This window comes from Stenotrophomonas sp. ZAC14D1_NAIMI4_1, assembly GCF_003086775.1.
Classification (GTDB): Bacteria; Pseudomonadota; Gammaproteobacteria; order Xanthomonadales; family Xanthomonadaceae; genus Stenotrophomonas.
Map to the genome: position 1 here is coordinate 1404808 of NZ_CP026001.1, position 18498 is coordinate 1423305.

The following is an 18498-nucleotide window of genomic DNA, read 5'->3' on the forward strand; positions in this document are numbered from 1 at the left end:
GTTTCCCCTCAGGCCAACGACAGCAGGAACAGCCCGTAGGGCAGATCATGGTCCAGCCACTGATCCTCCACGCTCCAGCCGGCACATTCTGCGATTGCCGCCAGGCGCTGGGGCGTGAATTTGTGGGAGCTCTCGGTGTGCAGTCCTTCGCCAAGGGCGAAGTGAAACGCATGGCCTGCAATCCGTACCGCCTGCTCGCGGCGGCTTAGCAGCCACATCTCCATGCGGGACTCGCTGGCGTTCCAATGCGCACGGTGCAGGAATGCACCCGGATCGAAGTTGGCGCCCAGTTCGTCGTTGATCCGCACCAGCAGATTGCGGTTGAAGGCTGCGGTGACGCCGGCGGCATCGTCGTACGCAGCCAACAGCGTTTCTTTGTCCTTTACCAGGTCCACGCCGATCAGAAGCTGGGCGCCCGAGCCCAGGAGGTTGCGCAGATGCGACAGCAGCGCGACCGATTCCCCTGGGCTGAAGTTGCCCAGCGTAGAACCCGGGAAGAAGCCCAGCCGCGCATGTCCATCAGCGAGCCCGGGCAGGGTGACAGCCTGGGTGAAGTCGCCTGCCAGTGCGGCCAGTTGCAGATGGGGATAGTCACGTGCGATGGCCGCACCCGCCTGCGCAATCGCGGACGCGCTGATGTCGATGGGTACGTAAGCGCCGAGGTGGGGCGAGGCATCCAGGAGGACGCGTGTTTTCACGCTGGCGCCGCTGCCGAACTCTACGAGCACGGTTCCGGGTTCGATGTGGCCGGCGATGTCGGCCGCCGAAGACCGCAGGAGGGCCAGTTCGGTGCGGGTAAGGTAGTACTCGGGCGTGGCGCAGATCGCCTCGAACAAGCGCGAGCCTTCTTCGTCATAGAAGTATTTGGCCGGCATATTTTTCGGGGTCGCCGAGAAACCACGAAGCACGTCATCGAGGAACGCGCTTGACGGCGCCGACACGGCAGGATCGTTGTCGCGTGCCAGGCGCACGCCATTGAACATCCAGCGCTGGGCAGGCGCAAAGAAATTACGGTACGTCGCCCTTGCGTGTCCGGGAGGGGTGATCGAGGAACCACCGCGCAGGACCATCTGGCCCGCCATGAACTTGCCGTTGTATTCGCCCACGGTTCCAGGCGGCGCGCGGAAGCCGGGGTAGGCGTGGTAGGCGCTGCAGGTCCATTGCCATGCCTGGTCGTACAGGCCGCCCAGGTTGGGGAGCGTCATTGCAGCGTGCTCCCACTCGGCTTCGCTGGGCAGGCGCGCACCGGCCCAGCGAGCGTAAGCGTCAGCCTCGTAGTAGCTGACGTGGCGCACGGGAGCGTGTGGATCCAATGGGGTGCGGCCCTGCAGCGTCAGGGTGCTCCATTGGTCGCCTTCATCGCGCCAGTAGAGCGGTGCCTGCCAGCCCTGCGCTTGGGCGGTTGCCCAGCCATCGGCCAGCCACAGCAGAGGCCGCCGATAGCCGCCATCGGCCATGAAGGCCAGCCATTCCTCATTGCTGACCAGGCGATCGGCAAGCGCGAAGGCGTGCAGGAAGACCGTGTGGCGAGGCATTTCATTGTCGAAAGCGAAGTCGTCGCCTGTCGCGCCGATGTCCACCAGCCCGCCGGCGATGTCGGCCCATTGCATGGGCCCGGCAGGCCGCGCGCGGGAGGGGAGTTCCGGCCGATACGCAGGCGACAGCGCCGATCGGGAGAACAGGTGCAGCACGTCCATGAGGATCAGTTCCTGGTGCTGCTCCTCATGTGCCAGGCCAAGCTCGACCAGTCCGGTGCAGGCCGCCGGCAACGCGTGCAGCAGCCTGTCCATTGCAGCATCGACATGGGCGCGATACGCCAGTACATCGTGGGCGGAGGGGCGTGTCATCAGGCCGCGTTCTGCACGCGGCAGCCGTGGGCCGGCGCCTTCGTAGTACGAGTTGAAGAGGTAGCCGAACGTTGGATCAAACGCAGCGTACCCCGGCAGGTGCGGCGCCAGCAGGAACGTTTCGAAGAACCAGCTGGTATGTGCCAGATGCCACTTGGTCGGGCTGGCATCCGGCATGGATTGGGCCGCCTGGTCTTCCACGCTCAGCGGGCCGGCCAGAGCGACGCTGTGCGCACGTACAACACGATAGCGACGGCGTAGATGGCTCACAGACTCAGCCCGATTTGACGGCCGAACGTGCGCGCGCATTCTTGACGGTCACCCAGATGGCCGAGAGCAGGAAATAGAACGCGCCCAGGCCGGCGTAGGGGGCCACCGTGGTGACATCCAAGGCGATGCCACTGCTGGCCTGCTTGAAGAAGAACGCGCCGGCGGCTGCCGATTGCGCGCCACTGAGGATCATGACCCACTGGCCACCTGTGCTCTTCCAGCGACGCACCGCGGTAGCCAGTTGCAGCAGGCCGGAGAGGATCGCCCAGACACCGAAGACCTTGATCGTGGCGACCATGCCGGAAGTGAGGGCAACGCCGATGGCAATGGCAGTCACCACGCTGACGATGAAGTTGAACATCTGCGTGCCGTTCGCACCCAAGCCACCGGTGCGGCGGGCATCGATGTAGTTCGCCAGCGCATCCCATGCCGGGTACAGCACCAGCAGCACCGCACCTACGGCTGCGTTCTGCCGGCCAACCACAACGGCCAAGGCGATCCACGCAATGGACACGCCTGCGCGCAGGAAGTAGTAGCGCTGGAGCCAGGCACTTGCCGGGGACACGGAAGGGGCGGTGGCAGTCATGAAATTCTCCGGATTCGAAAGGAAGAAGCGTGGGTGGGTGTTGGCCTATCTACCAATAGGTAGGCTATCGACGTGCATGCTTGCCTACCAGTAGGTAGATCGTCAATCAGTTTGCGTCAGGGCACCGCGCCGGGTTGCCTTCTGTTCATTTCCTGGGCTTCAGCGGGACGCCGGGTGGCCTTGGAAGTGCTCGATGACCCACTGTTCGCAGAGTGCCCACAGGCTCGGCGCGCCTTCGCGGATGACCGGACCGTAGCGCTCGAGCACTTGTTCCATGGAGACGCCATTCTCGGTCCAGGTCCCGCCGCCGGCGAATATGTTCGCCAGCAGGGGTTGGAAGCGATCCAACGCCTTCGCAAACCTGGCGTCGGCGCTGCGCGCGCCTTCAAATTCATGCCACAGCGCCAACATGTCCTCGCCCTGTGGCTGCGGCAGCATGCCGAAAAGCCGCTGGGCGGCAACGGCCTCCAGCTGCGCCTGATGCGCGGCACTGGTGCCGCCATGGATGGGCATGTCACCCACGTCAATTTCAACGATGTCGTGCAGCAGAAGCATGGTCAGCACGCGTTGCACATCGACCGCTTCCGCGGCGTGCTCAACCAGCACAAGTGCGTACATCGCCAAGTGCCAGGAATGTTCGGCCGAGTTCTCACGCCGGCTGCGGTCGAGCAGGGGAGACTGGCGAACCACGTTCTTCAGCTGGTCGATCTCGCGAAGGAAGGCTACCTGTTTCTGGAGTGTCGTCGCCATGGAGCACGCTTCCCGTGGGGTCGAAGGGGATCAGGCGGCCGGGGCCAGGCGATCAAGCGACACCCGGACCAGGGACTCGAACGCCGCCGGTTCGCCCAGGCCACGCGCGGCGAGCATCGCACCATGTACCGCGGCCATGAAGGTGCGGGCTTCCACCTGTGGCGTCGCATGCAGCTGCAGCTGGCCCCGGGAGAGACCCCGCGTCATCGTCGAGGTGAGCCACTGGCTCAGGTCATCGAAATGCCCGCGCACCTCCGCCGCGACTTCGGGCGGCAGCGTGGGCAGCTCGGCTGCCAGCATCGCGCCGATGCAGAACGAGGACGTGCCGCCCAGGATGCAGCTGGACCAGTAATCCGAATAGGCGGTCAGCTCGCCCAGCGGGTTGTCCAGTTGGCCTTCCAGCAGCGCCAGGCCGGCACGGGCTTCGGCGCGGTAGCGCGCCACGACCTCCCGGACCAGATCGACCTTGGTGGGGAAGTGGTGGTGGATGCTGGCCTTGCTGATGTTTACCTGCGCTGCGATGTCTGCATAGCTGAAACTGTTGTAGCCCCCAGACTCGAGCAGAATACGGGTGTAGGCGACGATCTCAGCAGCTTTTGGCGAGAGCTCGGTATCCATGAGGCACCTGAAGGTCCAAAGTATCAATCTACCAGTTGGTAGGCTTTGGCGCAACGTGCCCGTTCAGCGGTCAGTCGAGGGCCGGTATGTGCCGAACCGGATCTGCACAGCCCCCTCCACCACATTGACCACGCCGATCTCCTGCGGGCCGATCTCGACAACAGCGGGCCAGGAGTGACGGAAGCCGAGTGGCCATGCGGGCGGGCGGATCGTTTTCCAGGTAGCGCCGGCGTCCTCGCTTGCACTGACCTCATTGAGGCAGGAGGTCACGAACATTGCGCCGCTGGTGGTACTCGTGACATGCGGGCCGCACTTCTGGTCGGCGAGGGGCGTGCCCAGGCCGACCGGCCACGTGCGGCCGTCCGTTGACGTTTTGTACGACACCGGGCATTGAGGATCGTCGCCGCAGGTTTCCAGCACCATCAGGTAGCCGCCGCCCGGGCGAGCCGAGATGACCGGCATGCCCGGCCGCAGGCGGCCTCCGCCAGGCTGTTCGGCAATGGTCGCCGCTGCAGACCAGGTGCGGCCACCGTCGTTGGATATGCGCTGCGACACCACCTGGTTGTAGGAGGGTTTTTCGTCGGCGCGGGTTTCATCGGCATAGACCACCGACAGGCTGCCATCCTGCAGCGGCGTCAGCACGGGTTCCCAGACACCGCGGTCCTTGCGCCCGCGCGGCGTTTCGTTGGCGGTAATGGTGCTGAGGAAATGCCACTGCCGGCCCTGGTCATCGCTGGCATACAGGTTGAGACGGTACGAGCGGCGGTCGATCAGTGAGCGCATGGCCAGCAGCACCCGGCCATCGGGCATGACACGCAGTTCGCCGTTGTCGAGCAGCCGCCCGGGCTCGGACACGCTGGACAAGGGCGCCCACGTGCGCGCGTTGTCATCACTGACCAGCAGCTGCAGCGTGGTCGGGCGGCCCTTGGGATAGTGAGTGGTTACGGCCAGCCAGCGTCCGTCGGGCAGCCGGGCCAGACGGCCCCAACCGGCATTGGCAGCGTCAACCGTCACCGTGTCTCCCCACTCCACGGTGGTTGCAGTGGCGGGCTGGGCGGCGACAAGCAGCGCAGCGAAGCCCAGTGCCAGGCTGCTGCGTCGCAGTGGGTGGGCCAGAGCGTCCATCGGGGGCAGTTTCATCAGGCGCATCTCGGTCACCAGTAGGTTGCGTACAGCGCGACAAGGATGGCCACCACGGCCAACGAGGCAACGTTGAACGAAGGCGCGGTAGCGAAGCCCACGTCATCGGTACGGATGCGGTCACGATCACCGCGTGCACGGGTGGCCAGCGCCACGCCGACGCCGAGCAGCAGCGTGGCCAGGAACACCACGCCCATGCGGTCCATGAAGGGCAGCAGCGGCCACAGCAGCTTGAACGCAAGCGACAGCACGAACGAACCGATGGCTGCCGCCAGCGCGCCGGCTTCATTGGCGCGCTTCCAGAACAGGCCCAGCAGGAAGATCACCACGATGCCCGGAGTGAAGAAGCCGGTGAACTCCTGGATGTACTGGAAGCCCTGGTCGAAGCTGCCCAGCAGCGGCCGCGCAGTCAGCAGGGCCACGATGATCGAAACGGTGGCCGCCAGCCGGCCGACCCGGACCAGCTTGGCCTGCGGTGCGTCCGGCGCGCGCTTGGCGTAGAAATCCAGGGTGAAGATGGTGGCCACCGAATTGATTTTGGATGCCAGCGAAGCGACGATGGCGGCGATCAGGGCGGCGAACACCAGGCCGAGAATGCCACTGGGCAGCAGCCCCAGCATGGTCGGGTAGGCGGCATCAGGGCGTTCCAGGTTGGGCGCCAGCATCACCGCGGCAATGCCCGGCACCACCACGATGGCCGGCAGCAGCAGCTTGAGGAAGGCTGCGAACACCACGCCCTTCTGCGCTTCCTGCAGATTCTTCGCGGCCAGCGCCCGCTGGATGATGTACTGGTTGAAGCCCCAGTAGCTCAGGTTGGCGATCCACATGCCGCCCAGCAGCACCGACAGGCCGGGGAGATCCTTGTAGAACGGGTTGTCCTTGCTCAGGATCATCTCGAACCGTTCCGGGTGCGCCTGCCACAGCTGCATGAAGCCATCGCTGACACTGCCGTCGCCGATCTTGCCCAGCGTGATGAACGTTACCAGCAGGCCGCCCAGCACCAGCAGGCAGACCTGCACGATGTCGGTCAGTGCAACCGCCTTCAGGCCACCGTACAGCTGGTACAGCAGCGCGAATGCGCCCAGCAGCACCAGCGCCACGTTCTGGTCCAGGCCTGCCACGCCGGCAATGGCGATCGAGCCCAGCCAGAGGATCGACGTCAGGTTGACGAATACGTACAGCCCCAGCCAGAACACCGCCATCAACGTGCGGATGCGGTTGCCGTACCGTTCCTCCAGGAACTGCGGCATGGTGGTGATGCCATTGCGCAGGAAGATCGGCAGGAACCACTTGCCCACGATCAGCAGGGTCAGTGCCGCCATCCACTCATACGAGGCGATGGCCAGGCCGATGGCGTAGCCGGAGCCGGACATGCCGATGATCTGTTCTGCCGAAATGTTGGCTGCGATCAGCGAGGCACCGATCGCCCACCAGGGCAGGCTGCGGCTGGCCAGGAAGTAGTCCTGGGCCGATTTCTGTTGCCCGTCCTTCTCGCGCGACACCCACTGCGCAAGGATGAAGATGCCGGCCAGGTAAGCCAGGACGATGCAGATATCGAGGGTGGAAAGGCTCATGGAATCTCCGCGGGTGGTCCGCGCTGTCAGCGGGGCGGCAGGTGGTCGGGGTTGCCGGCGAACCGGCGCTCGGGAATGCCGGCGATGCCGGCATCGATGGCGAACAGATGGCCGGCCAGCGGCTCGCGGAGGCGTTGGGCCGGGTCCAGCCCGTCCAGCGCGCTGGTGACGAACAACGTCCGCAGGTCGCTGCCGCCGAAGGCGGGCCGGGTCGGCTGGCTGGCCGGCACATGGATGACGCAGTCCTCGCGGCCATCAGGCAGATAACGGACGATCCGTGATGCGCCCCAGCGCGCATTCCACAGGCCGCCCTCTGCATCGACCGCGCTGCCGTCCGGCTCGCCGGGCTCATCACGCAGGTCGGCAAACACCTGCACCGGGCCGAGCGTGTCGCCATAGCGGCAGCACCACAGCAGCTTCTGCTGCGAATCGCAGAAGTACAGGGTGTCACCGCGCGGGCTGAAGGCCACGCTGTTGGAGATCGCAACTGCTGGCAGGGCAAGACGCTCCAGCCGTAGATCGGCGTGCAGCCGGTAGAACGGCGCCACCGCCTGCTTCGGGCCCACGGCCGGTTCGTGCAGCATGCCGAACACGAAGCGGCCCTGGCGGTCGCAGGCGCCGTCGTTGGCGCGGGTCTGTGCGACTTCGTCCAGCCGGTGCAGTTCGCGCAGTTCGTTGCGCCCGGGATGGAAGAATGCCAGCCGCGTTGCCAGCGCCAGCAGGAGCCAGCCATCCGCCTCGCACAAGGCCACCGATGCCAGGCGTTCGGGCATCGCCCACTGGTCCACCGCTGCGGTGGCTGGCTGGTAGCGCCACAGCCGGGACTGGACGATGTCGGTCCAGTACACCGCCTGCTCGCGTTCGCACCACACGACGCCTTCACCCAGCGTATTGGCGGACGCCACCGCAGGAGTCAGGGCTGCATTCACACCCAGCCTCCATCCACGATGAAATCCTGCCCCGTACACATGCGGCTGTCGTCGGCCGCAAGAAACAGCGCTGCACGGGCAAGGTCATCCGCACGCAGGTAACCGGGCAGGCACTGCGCGCGGCGCAGTTGTGCTTCGCCTTCTTCATCCAGCCACAGCCGCTGCTGTTTTTCGGTGATCACCCAGCCCGGCACCAGCGCGTTGATACGGATGCGGTCCTGGCCCAGTTCCCGCGCCAGGCCGTTGACCAGGCCGTGCACGGCCGACTTGGCCATGGCGTACATCGGGTAGCCGCTGTTCTTGATCATCCAGCCGGTGGAACCCAGGCAGATGATCGAGCCGCCGCCGAGTACGCGCATGTCCGGTGCGACGGCCTGGATGGCGAAGTACTGGTGGCGCAGGTTGACCGCGATGCTGCGCTCGAAGTCTTCGGCTCGCGTGTCGGCAAGGCTGTGGCGGGCGTCGTTGGCGGCATTGTTGACCAGCACTGCGATGGGGCCGATCTGCCGGCGGGCCTCGGCGATGGCGGCCTGGAAGGACGCAAGCGCGGTGACATCGGCATGCAGGTAGATCGGAACGTGGCGCACATCGGCCAGTGCCTGGACCAGTGCATGGCCGCTGGCATCGTCGATGTCGAGGAAGGCGACCCTGGCACCCTGCCGGGCAAAGTGCTCGACGAAGGCCGCGCCGATGCCGGTGGCACCGCCGGTCACCAGCACACTGCGACCGTCCAGGCTGGGATAGGTGGCCATGGCGGGCTGCGAAGAGAGGGGGATGCTCATGCCGCTCACCACTCGGCCACGCTGCCATCGGCATGGCGCCAGATGGGGTTGCGCCAACGATGGCCTTCGGCGGCACGCTCGTCCACGTAGGCCTGGTTGATCTCGATGCCCAGCCCGGGGCCATCGGGGATGCTGACGAACCCGTCCTGGTACTGGAAGGGCGTACGGTCGACCAGGTAGTCGAGCAGGTCGTTGCTGGCGTTGTAGTGGATGCCCAGGCTCTGTTCCTGGATGAAGGCGTTGTAGCAGACCGCATCCAGCTGCAGGTTGGCGGCCAGGGCGATCGGTCCCAACGGGCAGTGCAGGGCGAGGGCCACGTCGTAGGCTTCGGCCATGGCTGCGATCTTGCGCGTTTCGGTGATGCCGCCCGAGTGCGAAGGATCCGGCTGCAGAATGTCCACGCCACCGGTCTGCAGCACGCGCTTGAAGTCGAAGCGCGAGTACAGGCGTTCGCCGAGGGCGATCGGTGCCGGCGAAAGCGCGGCCAGTTCCGGAATGGCTTCCAGGTGTTCGGAAAGCACCGGCTCCTCGATGAACATCAGGTTGAACGGGGCCAGTTCGCGCATCAGCACCTTGGCCATCGGCTTGTGCACGCGCCCATGGAAGTCCACGGCCAGGCCGACATCGCTGCCGACCGCATCGCGCACGGCCTGCACGTTCTCCAGCACGCGGGTGACCTTGGCATGCGAATCGACGAACTGCACTTCTTCGGTAGCGTTCATCTTGACCGCGGTGAAGCCCCGGGCCACGGCTTCGGCAGCTGCACGCGCCGTGTCTGCGGGGCGGTCACCGCCGATCCACGAATAGACCCGGATGCGCTCGCGGACGGGGCCGCCCAGCAGCGTGTGCACCGGTACGCCCAGTGCCTTGCCGTGGATGTCCCACAGCGCCTGGTCGATGCCGGCCAGCGCACTCATCAGGATCGGGCCGCCGCGATAGAAGCCGCCGCGGTAGAGGACGTTCCAGTGGTCCTCGATGTGGCGCGGGTCCTTGCCGATCAGGTAATCGGAAAGCTCTTCCACAGCGGCGGCAACGGTATGTGCGCGCCCTTCGACGATGGGCTCGCCCCAGCCGCTGATGCCCGTGTCGGTGTCGATGCGCACAAAGCACCAGCGCGGCGGCACGAGGAAGGTGGTGATGGCGGTGATTTTCATGCGTGGGAGTCCGTGTTCGCCTGGTGCCAGGCGTCGATGAAGGCGCGTGCGCGGCGTGCGACTTCGGCCGCCGGGGTTCCCGGGGCATATAGCGCCGAGCCGATGCCGAAGCCGGCGGCGCCGGCGCTGCGATAGGCGGCCATGCGCTCAGGGGTGATGCCGCCGACCGGCAGCAGTGCGGTGCCCGCCGGCAATACGCTTGACCAGGCCTTCAATACGGGGGGCGGCAACTGCTCGGCAGGGAACAGCTTGAGTGCGTCGGCGCCAGCGCGCAGCGCAGCGAAGGCCTCGGTCGGGGTGGCAACGCCGGGCGTGCAGCGCATGCCCAGCGCATGTGCCGAAGCGATCACCTCGACATCGGCATGTGGCATCACCAGCAGGCGGCCGCCCGCATTGGCGACGTCCTGTACCTGGCCGGTGGTCAGCACCGTGCCAGCGCCGACCAGGCAACGGTCACCCAGCTGCCGGGCCAGCAGTTCGATGCTGTGCAGTGGCTGCGGTGAATTGAGCGGCACTTCCAGCAGATGGAAGCCGGCATCGGCCAGGGCCGCACCGATCGCGGGTGCTTCCTGCGGGGTGAGCCCGCGCAGGATCGCAACCAGGGGAAGGGGTTGCATCCACGCGGTACTCATCGGAAATCCTCTATCGAGCGGGTGCGCGCCTGCGCCGGCCACCCTTCAGGTTGGCCTTGGAGTCGGCAATCATGTCCAGCATGGCGGCGCGCGCCGCATCGGGCTGCTTCAGCCTGATGGCGTCGTATACGTCGAAATGCCGGGGCAGGGAGTACTTGAAGTCCTTGGCCGTCTGCGCCGAGAGCAGGAAGAAGGTGCCCAGCGCCGCGTCGATGACCGAGAACAACGAGCCCAGCAGCTCGTTGCTGGTGGCATCGAGCACGCTCTCGTGGAACGCCAGGTCGGCCTTGGCCCATGCGTCCTGGTCGGTCGCATCGGCCATGGCCTGGTACGCCTCGCCGATCCTGGCCAGCTGTGCGGGCGAGCGTCGCTGGGCTGCCAGCGCCGCTGCCGCCGGCTCGATCACTTCGCGCATCTCCACCAGCTTGTTGACGAAATCCTGGGTGGGCATCAACGCGCAGCGCCACGCCAGGATGTCGCTGTCCAGCTGCTTCCAGTGCCGCGGCTCGCGTACCCGTGACCCGGTCTTCTGGCGTGTTTCGATCAACCCTTTCGAGCCCAGTACCTTCAAGCCCTCGCGCAGCGCGGAACGGCTCACGGACAAGGTCTGCGCCAGAAGTTCTTCCTTGGGCAGGAACTCGCCTGGCTGAAGTACGCCGCTGATGATCCGTTGCCCGATCTCCTGGGCGACCTGGTCGTAGAGATTGCGTACCTCGATCCGTTTCACGGGTGCCCCTCTGGCTCGGTGCGCCGCAGGCCGCGGCCACTCCTATTATCCGACAAAAGGGATGCAGCAGGGTGTGGGGGGTGTTCATGCAGTCTTCCTTCAGAGCTTGAACCGGAAGCCGATGCCCACGGTCTTGTCCTGGTAGCGGATGTCACGCGGGCGGGTGTTGCCGTTGCCCCAGTACTGGTGCAGGTTGTTGCCCAGCAGGTTGGTGGCGGAAAACACCACGGTGGTGCGCGGGGTGGCGTCGTAGCTGATCGAGAAGTCCAGCGAGCTGGCAGCCTCCACCTGGTCTTCGGTGCCGGCCACGGTGGGCTGGGTGAAGAAATCGATGTAACGGCTGCGGTAGCCATAGGCCAGGCGCGCCGACATGCCGAAGTTCTCGTAGAACAGCACGGCGTTGTAGTTGTTCTTGGAAACGTTCTGCAGCGGGCGGGTGGTGATCGGGCCGCCGATGAATTCCGGCGACTTGGTGTCACCTTCGATGTAGGTGTAATTGAACTGCGCACCCAGGCCGCTCCAGGCCCCGGGCAGGAAGTCGAAGGTCTGCTGGTAGGCGAATTCCACGCCCTGCAGGTGGCCGCTGCCGGCGCTCTGCGGCGAGGACAGCTCGTAGGTTTCCCCGGCAATGTCGACGTTGGTGATGTAGTTCTGGATGTAGCCGTTGATGTCGCGGTAGAAGACGCCGGTGCTGACGTAGCCCACCGGTGAGAAGTACCACTCCAGCGAGGCGTCGTAGTTGGTCGACTTGATCGGGCTCAGGTCCGGGTTGCCGCTGCTGGCCACGCCGGCACGGTTGAGCGTGCCCGGGTTCAGCGAGATCGAAGGATTCAGCGCGCCGAAGTCCGGGTAGCTCATGGTCTTGGCCGCGACCAGGCGCAGCTGCCAAGCCTCGTTGAAGTGCAGGTTCAGGCTGGCATTGGGCAGCGCCTGGGTATCTTTGGTATCGCGGCTGATGGCGCTGTAGACGCCGCTGGCGGCATCGAACGAGTAGGCATTGAGCTCGCGCTTGATCTGCTCGGCGCGGACGCCGACCAGGCCATCCACCCGCAGGTTGCCCAGGTTGAAATCGTACTTGGCCTGCAGGTAGCCGGCCGACTTGCGCTCCTGGATGTCGAAGAAGCGCCCCGGATTCTCTGCGGCCAGGCCGTCGGCCAGCCCGTAGTAGTTGCGCAGCGCATCGGCGTTGCCGATCAGGTAGTCATAGCAGGGCGTCAGGAACGGCTGGTTCAGGGCCGAGTTGCCGCGCTTGCTGCAGAAGAACGTGCCGCCCGGGATCGCGCCGGACGCAAGCAGGGCGTCGACCTGGTTGGCCGGGTTCGGCGAAGCGGTGATGTTGCCGGTGCCGGGACCGCCCGGGGGCGGAGTGCTGATCTCGACGCTGCCCTTCGCGCTTGCATTGCGGTCTGCATAGCGCAGGCCGAACTGGATGGCGGCGATCGGGCCATCGAGGAATTCGAAGCGGCCATCACCGCGCCAGCTGTTTTCCTCGCCACGCGACTCGCCCCACGTCTGGAAGAGCCCATTGAGGTAGTAGCGCGAGGAGTCGCTGGCCGGGTTGCCGGCCAGATGCCAGTTCTGGTGCTTGCCTGCCGTGCCGTCCCAGATCGTGGTGATCGGGCCGTTCATGAAGGTGTCGATGATGAAGTTCTCATCGCGGTAGTAGCCCGAGGTGCGCGACACCTCCGTGGACAGCTCCAGCTGATCCCCGCGCCACTTGAATCCAAGCGCGTTCTGGATGTCCTGGCCACGCTGCCGATGGGCCTGGGTGCTGCTGGCGGCATAGGTGTCGCCGGTCCATTCGCCACTGGTGGCATCGCAGATGGTCTGCCCGGCCAGGGGGCCGTCAAGGCGGTTGGCATAGCAGTTGTCGCCCACCTGCAGGCGGGTCGGCTGTACCGCGCCCACCGGGAAGCTGAACAGGAATGCCTGGTCATAGTCATCGCGCACGAAGTCGTACAGGCCTTCGACGTAGACCTCGGTGCGCTCGCTCGGCTTCCACTGTAGCGCGTAGTTGAAGGCGCTGCGCTTGCGGTCGCCCTGGCTGTAATTGGTACCCCAGCCATTCGGCGCCGCCACCAGGTTGCCGGCGTCGGTGCGCATCGGTGTGCCGTCGTCGTTGTTCAGCACCTTGGGGAAGTCACCCCACACCGCATCGTAGACATAGTGCTTGCCGACATAGCCGAAGTTGACCATGGCGCCGAACTGCCCAGCGTCGGTATCCCAGCGGTTGCTCAGCAGCAGGCTGGCCGACGGGTCGATGTCGCCGCCGTACTTGCTGTGCGTGCCGGTGACCGTGCCGGCAATCTCGGCACCGTCGAAATCCAGCGGCCTGCGCAGTTCGATATCAACCAGGCCGGCAATGCCGCCCAGCGGCAGGCTGGCTTCGCTGCTCTTGTAGACACTGAGGGTCTTGATTGCGGTGGCCGGCAGGTTCTGGAAGGCATAGCCGCGCCCCGAGCTGCTGAAGATCTCGCGCCCGTTGAGCGTGCTCACCACATTGGGCAGGCCACGGATGACGACCCCGGTGGTCTCGCCCTGGTTGCCCTGCGCGACCTGCACGCCGGTCACGCGCTGCAGTGCATCGGCAACGCTGTTGTCCGGCAGCTTGCCGATGTCTTCGGCAACGATTGAATCGACCACCATGGCCGCTTCCTGCTTGAGCGTCTGCGCGGTCTGCAGGCTCTGGCGCAGCGCGGTCACCGTCACGGTATCAAGATCGGTGGCGGTCGGCTGCTGGGCCGCGGGTGAGGCCGGTCCGGCGGTGCTGGTGTCCTGGGCCAGGGCAAGGCCGGGCAGGGCCAGTGCGGACAGGATGGCAAGGGAGAGCAGGGTGCGGGAAGAAGAAACGGTCATGGCGGTAGCTCCGGATTCCGGAAAACAAGCGCAGGTGGGAGCTGCACCGGGCAGTGCCGGCGCAGCGGAAGATTCAGAGGGCGGGCACGGCGTTGCGGGGGGTCTTGGCCAGGCTGCGGAACAGCTCTGCCTCACGGGCGCGGTAAGGCGTTCCATCGGCCTTCAACAGGTCGTGGAACCAGACGGTGGGTTCTTCCATCGTGTACGGGCGCTGCCAGCTGTCCCACGGGAAGCGGGTCTGGATGGCGCCATCCACGAAGCCCCAGTTGATCATGCCGATGTTTTCGCGGCGGGCGATCGGCAGGATGGTGTCGACATTGGAGCCTGCACCGCGGGCCAGCCACTCGGTGCAGATGAGCGGACGGCCATGTTTGCGCAGCTGCGCTACACGTGCCTGGAAGGCTTCGGGCTGCTCGTAGTTGTGGAAGGTGATCACATCGGACTGTTCCAGCTGGGTGCGCTGGATCGAGGTCAGCGAAGCGGCGCCCGGCGACCAGTCATCACCGATCCACACGCCGCTGGTCAGCGGCTGGGTCGGCTTCCTGCTCCGCGCCCACTCGAAGATCTTCGGCAGCAGCTCGGCAATGCGGGCCTGCTCGCCCTCCAGCTGCTTGTCCATGTAGTTGCCGCCGCCCGGGTTGTCCGGTTCGTTCCACAGGTCCCAGGCCAGCACGCGCTTGTCATCGGCGAAGGCGCCCACGACGCCCTCCACATAGCTGCGGAAGTGGGCGTCATTGGCCGGGTCCACCAGGGCATGTCGGCTGGGGCTCTGCACCCAGCCCGAGTTGTGCACGCCCGGAATGGGGCGGTGCTGGGGGCCGAGCACCGGGTCCGGATCCCAGCAGCTGTCGAACAGCACGAACATCGGGCGGATGCCGTGCTTCTGGGCGATATCCAGGAACGTGTCGATGCGCTTGATCAGGCCCTGCGGGTCCTGCTTCCACAGCAGGTCATGCAGGTACACGCGCATGGTGTTCATGCCGAACTGCTCGTGTGCCCAGCCCAGCTCGCGGTCGATCGCCACCGGGTCGAAGGTCTCGGGCTGGAACATCTCCAGCTGGTTGATCGCGTTGGACGTTGCGTAGTTCGAACCAACCAGCCACTGCTGCTTTGCATACCACGCGTCGGCCTGCGCCGGGGTCCAGCGTGCGGTGTCGCTCGCATGCGCCATCGGCGCGACGGCGAGCAGGGTTGCCAGCAAGGGGGAAAGCCACTTTCGCATGGGATGCATCTCCTTGGTCATGAGCTGCCCGCTCCCGGCAGGTGCCGGAAGGGCGGGGCGTGGTGCGATGTCGTCGGGTCGCGGCGGCCGCGGGTGCCTGGTCGCCGCGACGGAGGCGTGACTCAGCGGCGCGCGGGGGCGTCGCGGTCGGTCGAGAACTGGTAGACGATGCGGTTCAGATAGGTCTGGCCAGGGTCCAGCCGTGCCGAGCCGAACGCAGGCTGGTTCGGCGTGTCCGGGAACAGCTGCGGTTCCAGCGCAATGGCATCACCCTGCCGGTAGACCGAACCGCTCTTGCCCACGGTGCTGCCATCAAGGAAGTTGCCGGAGTAGAACTGCAGGCCCGGCTGCGTCGACAACAGGGTCATCACCCGGCCCGAACGGGGGTCGTGGACGCGGGCAACTTCACGAAGCTCTTTGCTGGGGCTGCGGCTGATCACCCAGTTGTGGTCATAGCCATGGCCGTGCAGCAGCTGCGGCTCATCGCCACGGCGCAGGTCGCGCCCGATGGGCTTGGCCGTGCGGAAATCAAACGCCGTGCCTTCCACAGGCTGCAGCACGCCGGTGGGAATCAGGGTGGCATCCACGGGCGTGTAGGCGCTGGCCGGAATGGTCAGTTCGTGCTCCATGGCCGTACCCGAGCCTTCGCCTGACAGGTTCCAGTAGGCGTGGTTGCTCAGGTTGACGATGGTCGGCGCGTCGGTGGTCGCGCGGTACTCGACCAGCACGCGACCATTGCCCTGCAGCGTGTAGGTCGCGGTGACGGTGAGCGTGCCGGGGAAACCCTGTTCCCCATCGGCGCTGACGTGGCGCAGCGTCACGTGGTCGGCCTTGGCCTCGACCACATCCCAGACCACCTTGTCGAAGCCACGGCTGCCGCCGTGCAGGCTGTTGGGGCCGTCATTGGTGGGCACCTGGTAGGTCCGGCCATCCAGGCTGAAGCGACCTGCGGCGATGCGGTTGGCGAAGCGACCGACCGTCGCGCCGAAATACTGTGGCTTGTCCAGGGTGGCCTGCAGCGTGCCATCAGCGAGCAGCACATCGGCGTACGCGCCATCGCGGTCCGGCACCTGCAGCGAATGCAGTGCTGCGCCCAGGGTCAATACGGTGGCCTGCATGCCGCTGCCGTCGCGCAACTGGATCGACTCGACCCGCGTGCCATCAGCCGTGGTGCCCAGCACCGTGCGCGCCTGTCCGTGTGCGGCTGATGCAGCCGCCAGTGCCATCGCCCCGATCAGTCCCGCCGTCTTTCCCTTGCCAGCAAGCATTGCCCCAGACCCCTCTCAATGTCGTGGGCGTACAAAAACATATAATCAGACAATACGCACGTTGCGACGCAACACGACGTATTCGGCCTAGCTGGCCGCGAGTTGATGAAGCGCATGGAATCCGCGGACAACGGCATCGGCTGAAGCCACCGGGCGCGATGCGATGCCCATCCCGGCCAACGCGGCCTGGTAGAGGCGGCACACCGGCGCTGATCCGATCAATGGCACGCAGGCCTGCTGCAGTTGCGGGTACAGCGCCAGCGCATCGGCGATCTCCGCACCGGCGAGCAGGCCGCGCAGGTACGCGCTGCTTTCGGTGCGCGGCAGAACCCCGCGCACCACGCGTGCGCGCACGCCGAACAGCAACGTGCCCAACCCCAGCCCACCCCGCGCTGCTGCACGCATGCCTTCGGCAAATGCCGGGCCGGCGTCGCCCGGTCCTTCCAGTACCGATGCCAGCAGGCCGCCGCTGGCAAGGCGGTCGAACAGCTCGCCGGACATCGCGGTCATGAAGGAGTGGACGCGGCCATCGACCAGTTCGATCCACTTGGTATGCGTGCCGGGCAGGGCAACAATCGAGGTGGCCTCGATGCCACCGCCGGCGAGCAGCCCCAGCAGCTCGGTCTCTTCGCCGCGCAGCACGTCCGGCGCGCCGTCGGCGGTGCGCACACAGGCCATGCCAGGCACGATGCGCATCGACAGCGTCCCGATATGGGCCGTGACCAGGTTGCGCGCCACATCGGTCACACCGGCGGGGCAATCCACATAGCCCGCATCCGCCCAGCCCACGGTGGAACCGATCATGCCTGCCGCGTAGACGTGGCCAGCGGCGGGCCAGCGCTGGCGGATCGCATCGGCGGCGGCCACCATGCCATCGCGGTCCAGGCCGGCCACGCCTGCCGGGGCCTCAAGGCTGTCGGCCATCTGTCCGGATGCATCGATGAGGTAGGCGCGAAGATTGCTGCTGCCCCAGTTGATGCCGATGATGCTGTGCACGTCATGCTGCATGTCCCATCCCCACGTCGTGGCCGTTGCCAATTGTCCGATTATATGTTTCTGTGGCGGCCGGCTGGCAACCGGCCAGTGTGGACATCAACGGGAGGGCGGGATGGTGCAGAACACACTTCGGGTATTGCTCGCAGCGGCACTGCTGCAGGCAGCTGCAGGGGCAGCGGCAATCGAGCCGGCGCGGGACAATCCGCTGCTCGATTCCGGCCCTGATCCGTGGATCGTCCGCGACGGACGGACCTTCTACTACATGGCCACCCACGGTGACCGCCTGGCGATCCGCGCAACCAGCGACCTCGCACACCTGGCGCAGGCCCGGGAAGTCACGGTCTGGCGCCCGCCAGCCACCGGGCCCAACGCAACATCGATCTGGGCGCCCGAACTGCACCGCATCGATGGCCGCTGGTACATCTATTACACCGCTGCCGCCAGCGGCGCTGCCGAAGGCCAGGAAGATGCCCAGCGCGGCGTGTTCGTGCTGGAGAACACCAATGCCGATCCGACGAAGGGCGAATGGATTGATCGCGGGCGCCTGGCCACGGCGCATGCCGGCATCGACGGCACCACCTTCGTGATCGGTGAAAAGCGCTATTTCGTCTATTCGCCGTACGTGGGCCCCGACAGCGTGCTGGCCATCGTGGCCATGGCAAACCCGTGGACCCTGCAGGGCGAGGAGGTCATCATCGCGCGGCCGGACCAGGCGTGGGAGCGCCAGGGTGGCCGGCAGATCCTGGAAGGGCCGGAGTTCCTGAAGGGCCCCAACGGCGACCTCTTCCTGACCTATTCGGGAAGCGCATGCTGGTCCGACGACTACGCGATCGGGCTGCTGCACGCGAAGGCCGGTTCCGATCCACTCGATGCCCGTGCATGGACCAAGGCGAAGGCGCCCATCCTTGCCAAGAACCCTGCAGGCAACGTGTATGCGCCGGGTCACAACGGCTTCTTCCAGGGCAGTGATGGCACCGATTGGATCATCTACCACGGCAATTCCGGTCCGGACATGGGCTGCACTGCCAAGCGCTCGCCGCGCGTCCAGCCCGTGCACTGGGACAAGAAAGGGTGGCCGGTACTTGATCTGCCGGCGGGGCGTGCTGAGCGCAACTAGGCGCTCACCCTCCTGGTGCAGCGCAATGCG

General features: G+C 66.0%; 16 protein-coding genes. 1 reads left to right on the forward strand and 15 read right to left on the reverse strand.

The genetic code is table 11. The annotated features are described in order from the left end of the window. Positions 1 to 8: 8 nt before the first annotated feature. The 15 genes from egtB to C1927_RS06580 form a co-directional block, all read right to left on the reverse strand. Positions 9 to 2156: an ergothioneine biosynthesis protein EgtB gene (gene egtB, locus C1927_RS21860; protein WP_108746223.1), complete on the reverse strand. Its 2148-nt coding sequence runs from the start codon at positions 2154 to 2156 to the stop codon at positions 9 to 11. Further along, positions 2122 to 2703, reverse strand: a complete 582-nt coding sequence (locus C1927_RS06515) for a DUF308 domain-containing protein (RefSeq protein WP_108746224.1) — start codon at positions 2701 to 2703, stop codon at positions 2122 to 2124. Before C1927_RS06515 ends, egtB begins: the two co-directional genes overlap by 35 nt. Before the next feature lie 159 nt (positions 2704 to 2862). Further along, positions 2863 to 3453, reverse strand: a complete 591-nt coding sequence (locus C1927_RS06520; protein ID WP_108746225.1) for an HD domain-containing protein — start codon at positions 3451 to 3453, stop codon at positions 2863 to 2865. A 30-nt stretch (positions 3454 to 3483) separates the two neighbouring features. Continuing rightward, positions 3484 to 4071, reverse strand: a complete 588-nt coding sequence (locus C1927_RS06525) for a TetR/AcrR family transcriptional regulator (RefSeq protein ID WP_079221150.1) — start codon at positions 4069 to 4071, stop codon at positions 3484 to 3486. 63 nt (positions 4072 to 4134) lie between these two features. Beyond that, positions 4135 to 5220 (reverse strand): sialidase family protein, encoded by a 1086-nt coding sequence (locus C1927_RS06530; RefSeq protein WP_343125700.1) that lies wholly within the window; start codon positions 5218 to 5220, stop codon positions 4135 to 4137. Positions 5221 to 5225: 5 nt separating this feature from the next. Further along, positions 5226 to 6785, reverse strand: coding sequence for a sodium/sugar symporter (locus C1927_RS06535; protein ID WP_108746227.1), 1560 nt, complete (start codon positions 6783 to 6785; stop codon positions 5226 to 5228). 26 nt (positions 6786 to 6811) lie between these two features. After that, entirely contained in the window at positions 6812 to 7714 is a 903-nt protein-coding gene (locus tag C1927_RS06540) for an SMP-30/gluconolactonase/LRE family protein (RefSeq protein ID WP_216821171.1), read from the reverse strand. Beyond that, positions 7711 to 8496 (reverse strand): SDR family oxidoreductase, encoded by a 786-nt coding sequence (locus tag C1927_RS06545; protein ID WP_108746228.1) that lies wholly within the window; start codon positions 8494 to 8496, stop codon positions 7711 to 7713. The genes C1927_RS06540 and C1927_RS06545 overlap by 4 nt, the downstream gene beginning before the upstream one ends. 5 nt (positions 8497 to 8501) lie before the next feature. Beyond that, positions 8502 to 9650, reverse strand: coding sequence for a galactonate dehydratase (gene dgoD / locus C1927_RS06550; RefSeq protein WP_108746229.1), 1149 nt, complete (start codon positions 9648 to 9650; stop codon positions 8502 to 8504). Continuing rightward, entirely contained in the window at positions 9647 to 10267 is a 621-nt protein-coding gene (locus C1927_RS06555) for a 2-dehydro-3-deoxy-6-phosphogalactonate aldolase (protein ID WP_254051543.1), read from the reverse strand. Before C1927_RS06555 ends, dgoD begins: the two co-directional genes overlap by 4 nt. Positions 10268 to 10292: 25 nt before the next feature. Further along, entirely contained in the window at positions 10293 to 11009 is a 717-nt protein-coding gene (locus C1927_RS06560) for a FadR/GntR family transcriptional regulator (protein WP_079221157.1), read from the reverse strand. A 99-nt stretch (positions 11010 to 11108) separates the two neighbouring features. Beyond that, positions 11109 to 13865, reverse strand: a complete 2757-nt coding sequence (locus C1927_RS06565) for a TonB-dependent receptor (RefSeq protein WP_108746231.1) — start codon at positions 13863 to 13865, stop codon at positions 11109 to 11111. A 73-nt stretch (positions 13866 to 13938) separates the two neighbouring features. Continuing rightward, positions 13939 to 15087 carry a cellulase family glycosylhydrolase gene (locus C1927_RS06570; RefSeq protein ID WP_108746232.1) on the reverse strand — a complete coding sequence of 383 codons (1149 nt, stop codon included), beginning with the start codon at positions 15085 to 15087 and terminating at the stop codon, positions 13939 to 13941. Positions 15088 to 15209: 122 nt separating this feature from the next. Beyond that, a complete protein-coding gene (locus C1927_RS06575) occupies positions 15210 to 16355 on the reverse strand; it encodes an aldose epimerase family protein (protein WP_108746233.1) in 1146 nt (381 codons plus the stop codon). A gap of 87 nt (positions 16356 to 16442) precedes the next feature. Continuing rightward, positions 16443 to 17363 (reverse strand): 2-dehydro-3-deoxygalactonokinase, encoded by a 921-nt coding sequence (locus C1927_RS06580; protein WP_108746234.1) that lies wholly within the window; start codon positions 17361 to 17363, stop codon positions 16443 to 16445. Between C1927_RS06580 and C1927_RS06585 the strand changes: the two genes are divergently transcribed. Beyond that, positions 17362 to 18468, forward strand: coding sequence for a glycoside hydrolase family 43 protein (locus C1927_RS06585; RefSeq protein ID WP_216821173.1), 1107 nt, complete (start codon positions 17362 to 17364; stop codon positions 18466 to 18468). The two genes, C1927_RS06580 and C1927_RS06585, sit on opposite strands and share 2 nt — an antisense overlap. Positions 18469 to 18498 lie beyond the last annotated feature (30 nt).

Excerpts from the sequence above, each read along its gene's own strand:
- C1927_RS06535 (WP_108746227.1), bottom strand. The coding sequence starts at position 6,785 with ATGAGCCTTTCCACCCTCGATATCTGCATCGTCCTGGCTTACCTGGCC.
- C1927_RS06580 (WP_108746234.1), bottom strand. The coding sequence starts at position 17,363 with ATGCAGCATGACGTGCACAGCATCATCGGCATCAACTGGGGCAGCAGC.
- C1927_RS06585 (WP_216821173.1), top strand. The coding sequence starts at position 17,362 with ATGTCCCATCCCCACGTCGTGGCCGTTGCCAATTGTCCGATTATATGT.
- C1927_RS06565 (WP_108746231.1), bottom strand. The coding sequence starts at position 13,865 with ATGACCGTTTCTTCTTCCCGCACCCTGCTCTCCCTTGCCATCCTGTCC.
- egtB (WP_108746223.1), bottom strand. The coding sequence starts at position 2,156 with ATGCGCGCGCACGTTCGGCCGTCAAATCGGGCTGAGTCTGTGAGCCAT.
- C1927_RS06530 (WP_343125700.1), bottom strand. The coding sequence starts at position 5,220 with ATGCGCCTGATGAAACTGCCCCCGATGGACGCTCTGGCCCACCCACTG.
- dgoD (WP_108746229.1), bottom strand. The coding sequence starts at position 9,650 with ATGAAAATCACCGCCATCACCACCTTCCTCGTGCCGCCGCGCTGGTGC.
- C1927_RS06520 (WP_108746225.1), bottom strand. The coding sequence starts at position 3,453 with ATGGCGACGACACTCCAGAAACAGGTAGCCTTCCTTCGCGAGATCGAC.
- C1927_RS06555 (WP_254051543.1), bottom strand. The coding sequence starts at position 10,267 with ATGCAACCCCTTCCCCTGGTTGCGATCCTGCGCGGGCTCACCCCGCAG.
- C1927_RS06570 (WP_108746232.1), bottom strand. The coding sequence starts at position 15,087 with ATGCGAAAGTGGCTTTCCCCCTTGCTGGCAACCCTGCTCGCCGTCGCG.
- C1927_RS06525 (WP_079221150.1), bottom strand. The coding sequence starts at position 4,071 with ATGGATACCGAGCTCTCGCCAAAAGCTGCTGAGATCGTCGCCTACACC.
- C1927_RS06575 (WP_108746233.1), bottom strand. The coding sequence starts at position 16,355 with ATGCTTGCTGGCAAGGGAAAGACGGCGGGACTGATCGGGGCGATGGCA.
- C1927_RS06545 (WP_108746228.1), bottom strand. The coding sequence starts at position 8,496 with ATGAGCATCCCCCTCTCTTCGCAGCCCGCCATGGCCACCTATCCCAGC.
- C1927_RS06515 (WP_108746224.1), bottom strand. The coding sequence starts at position 2,703 with ATGACTGCCACCGCCCCTTCCGTGTCCCCGGCAAGTGCCTGGCTCCAG.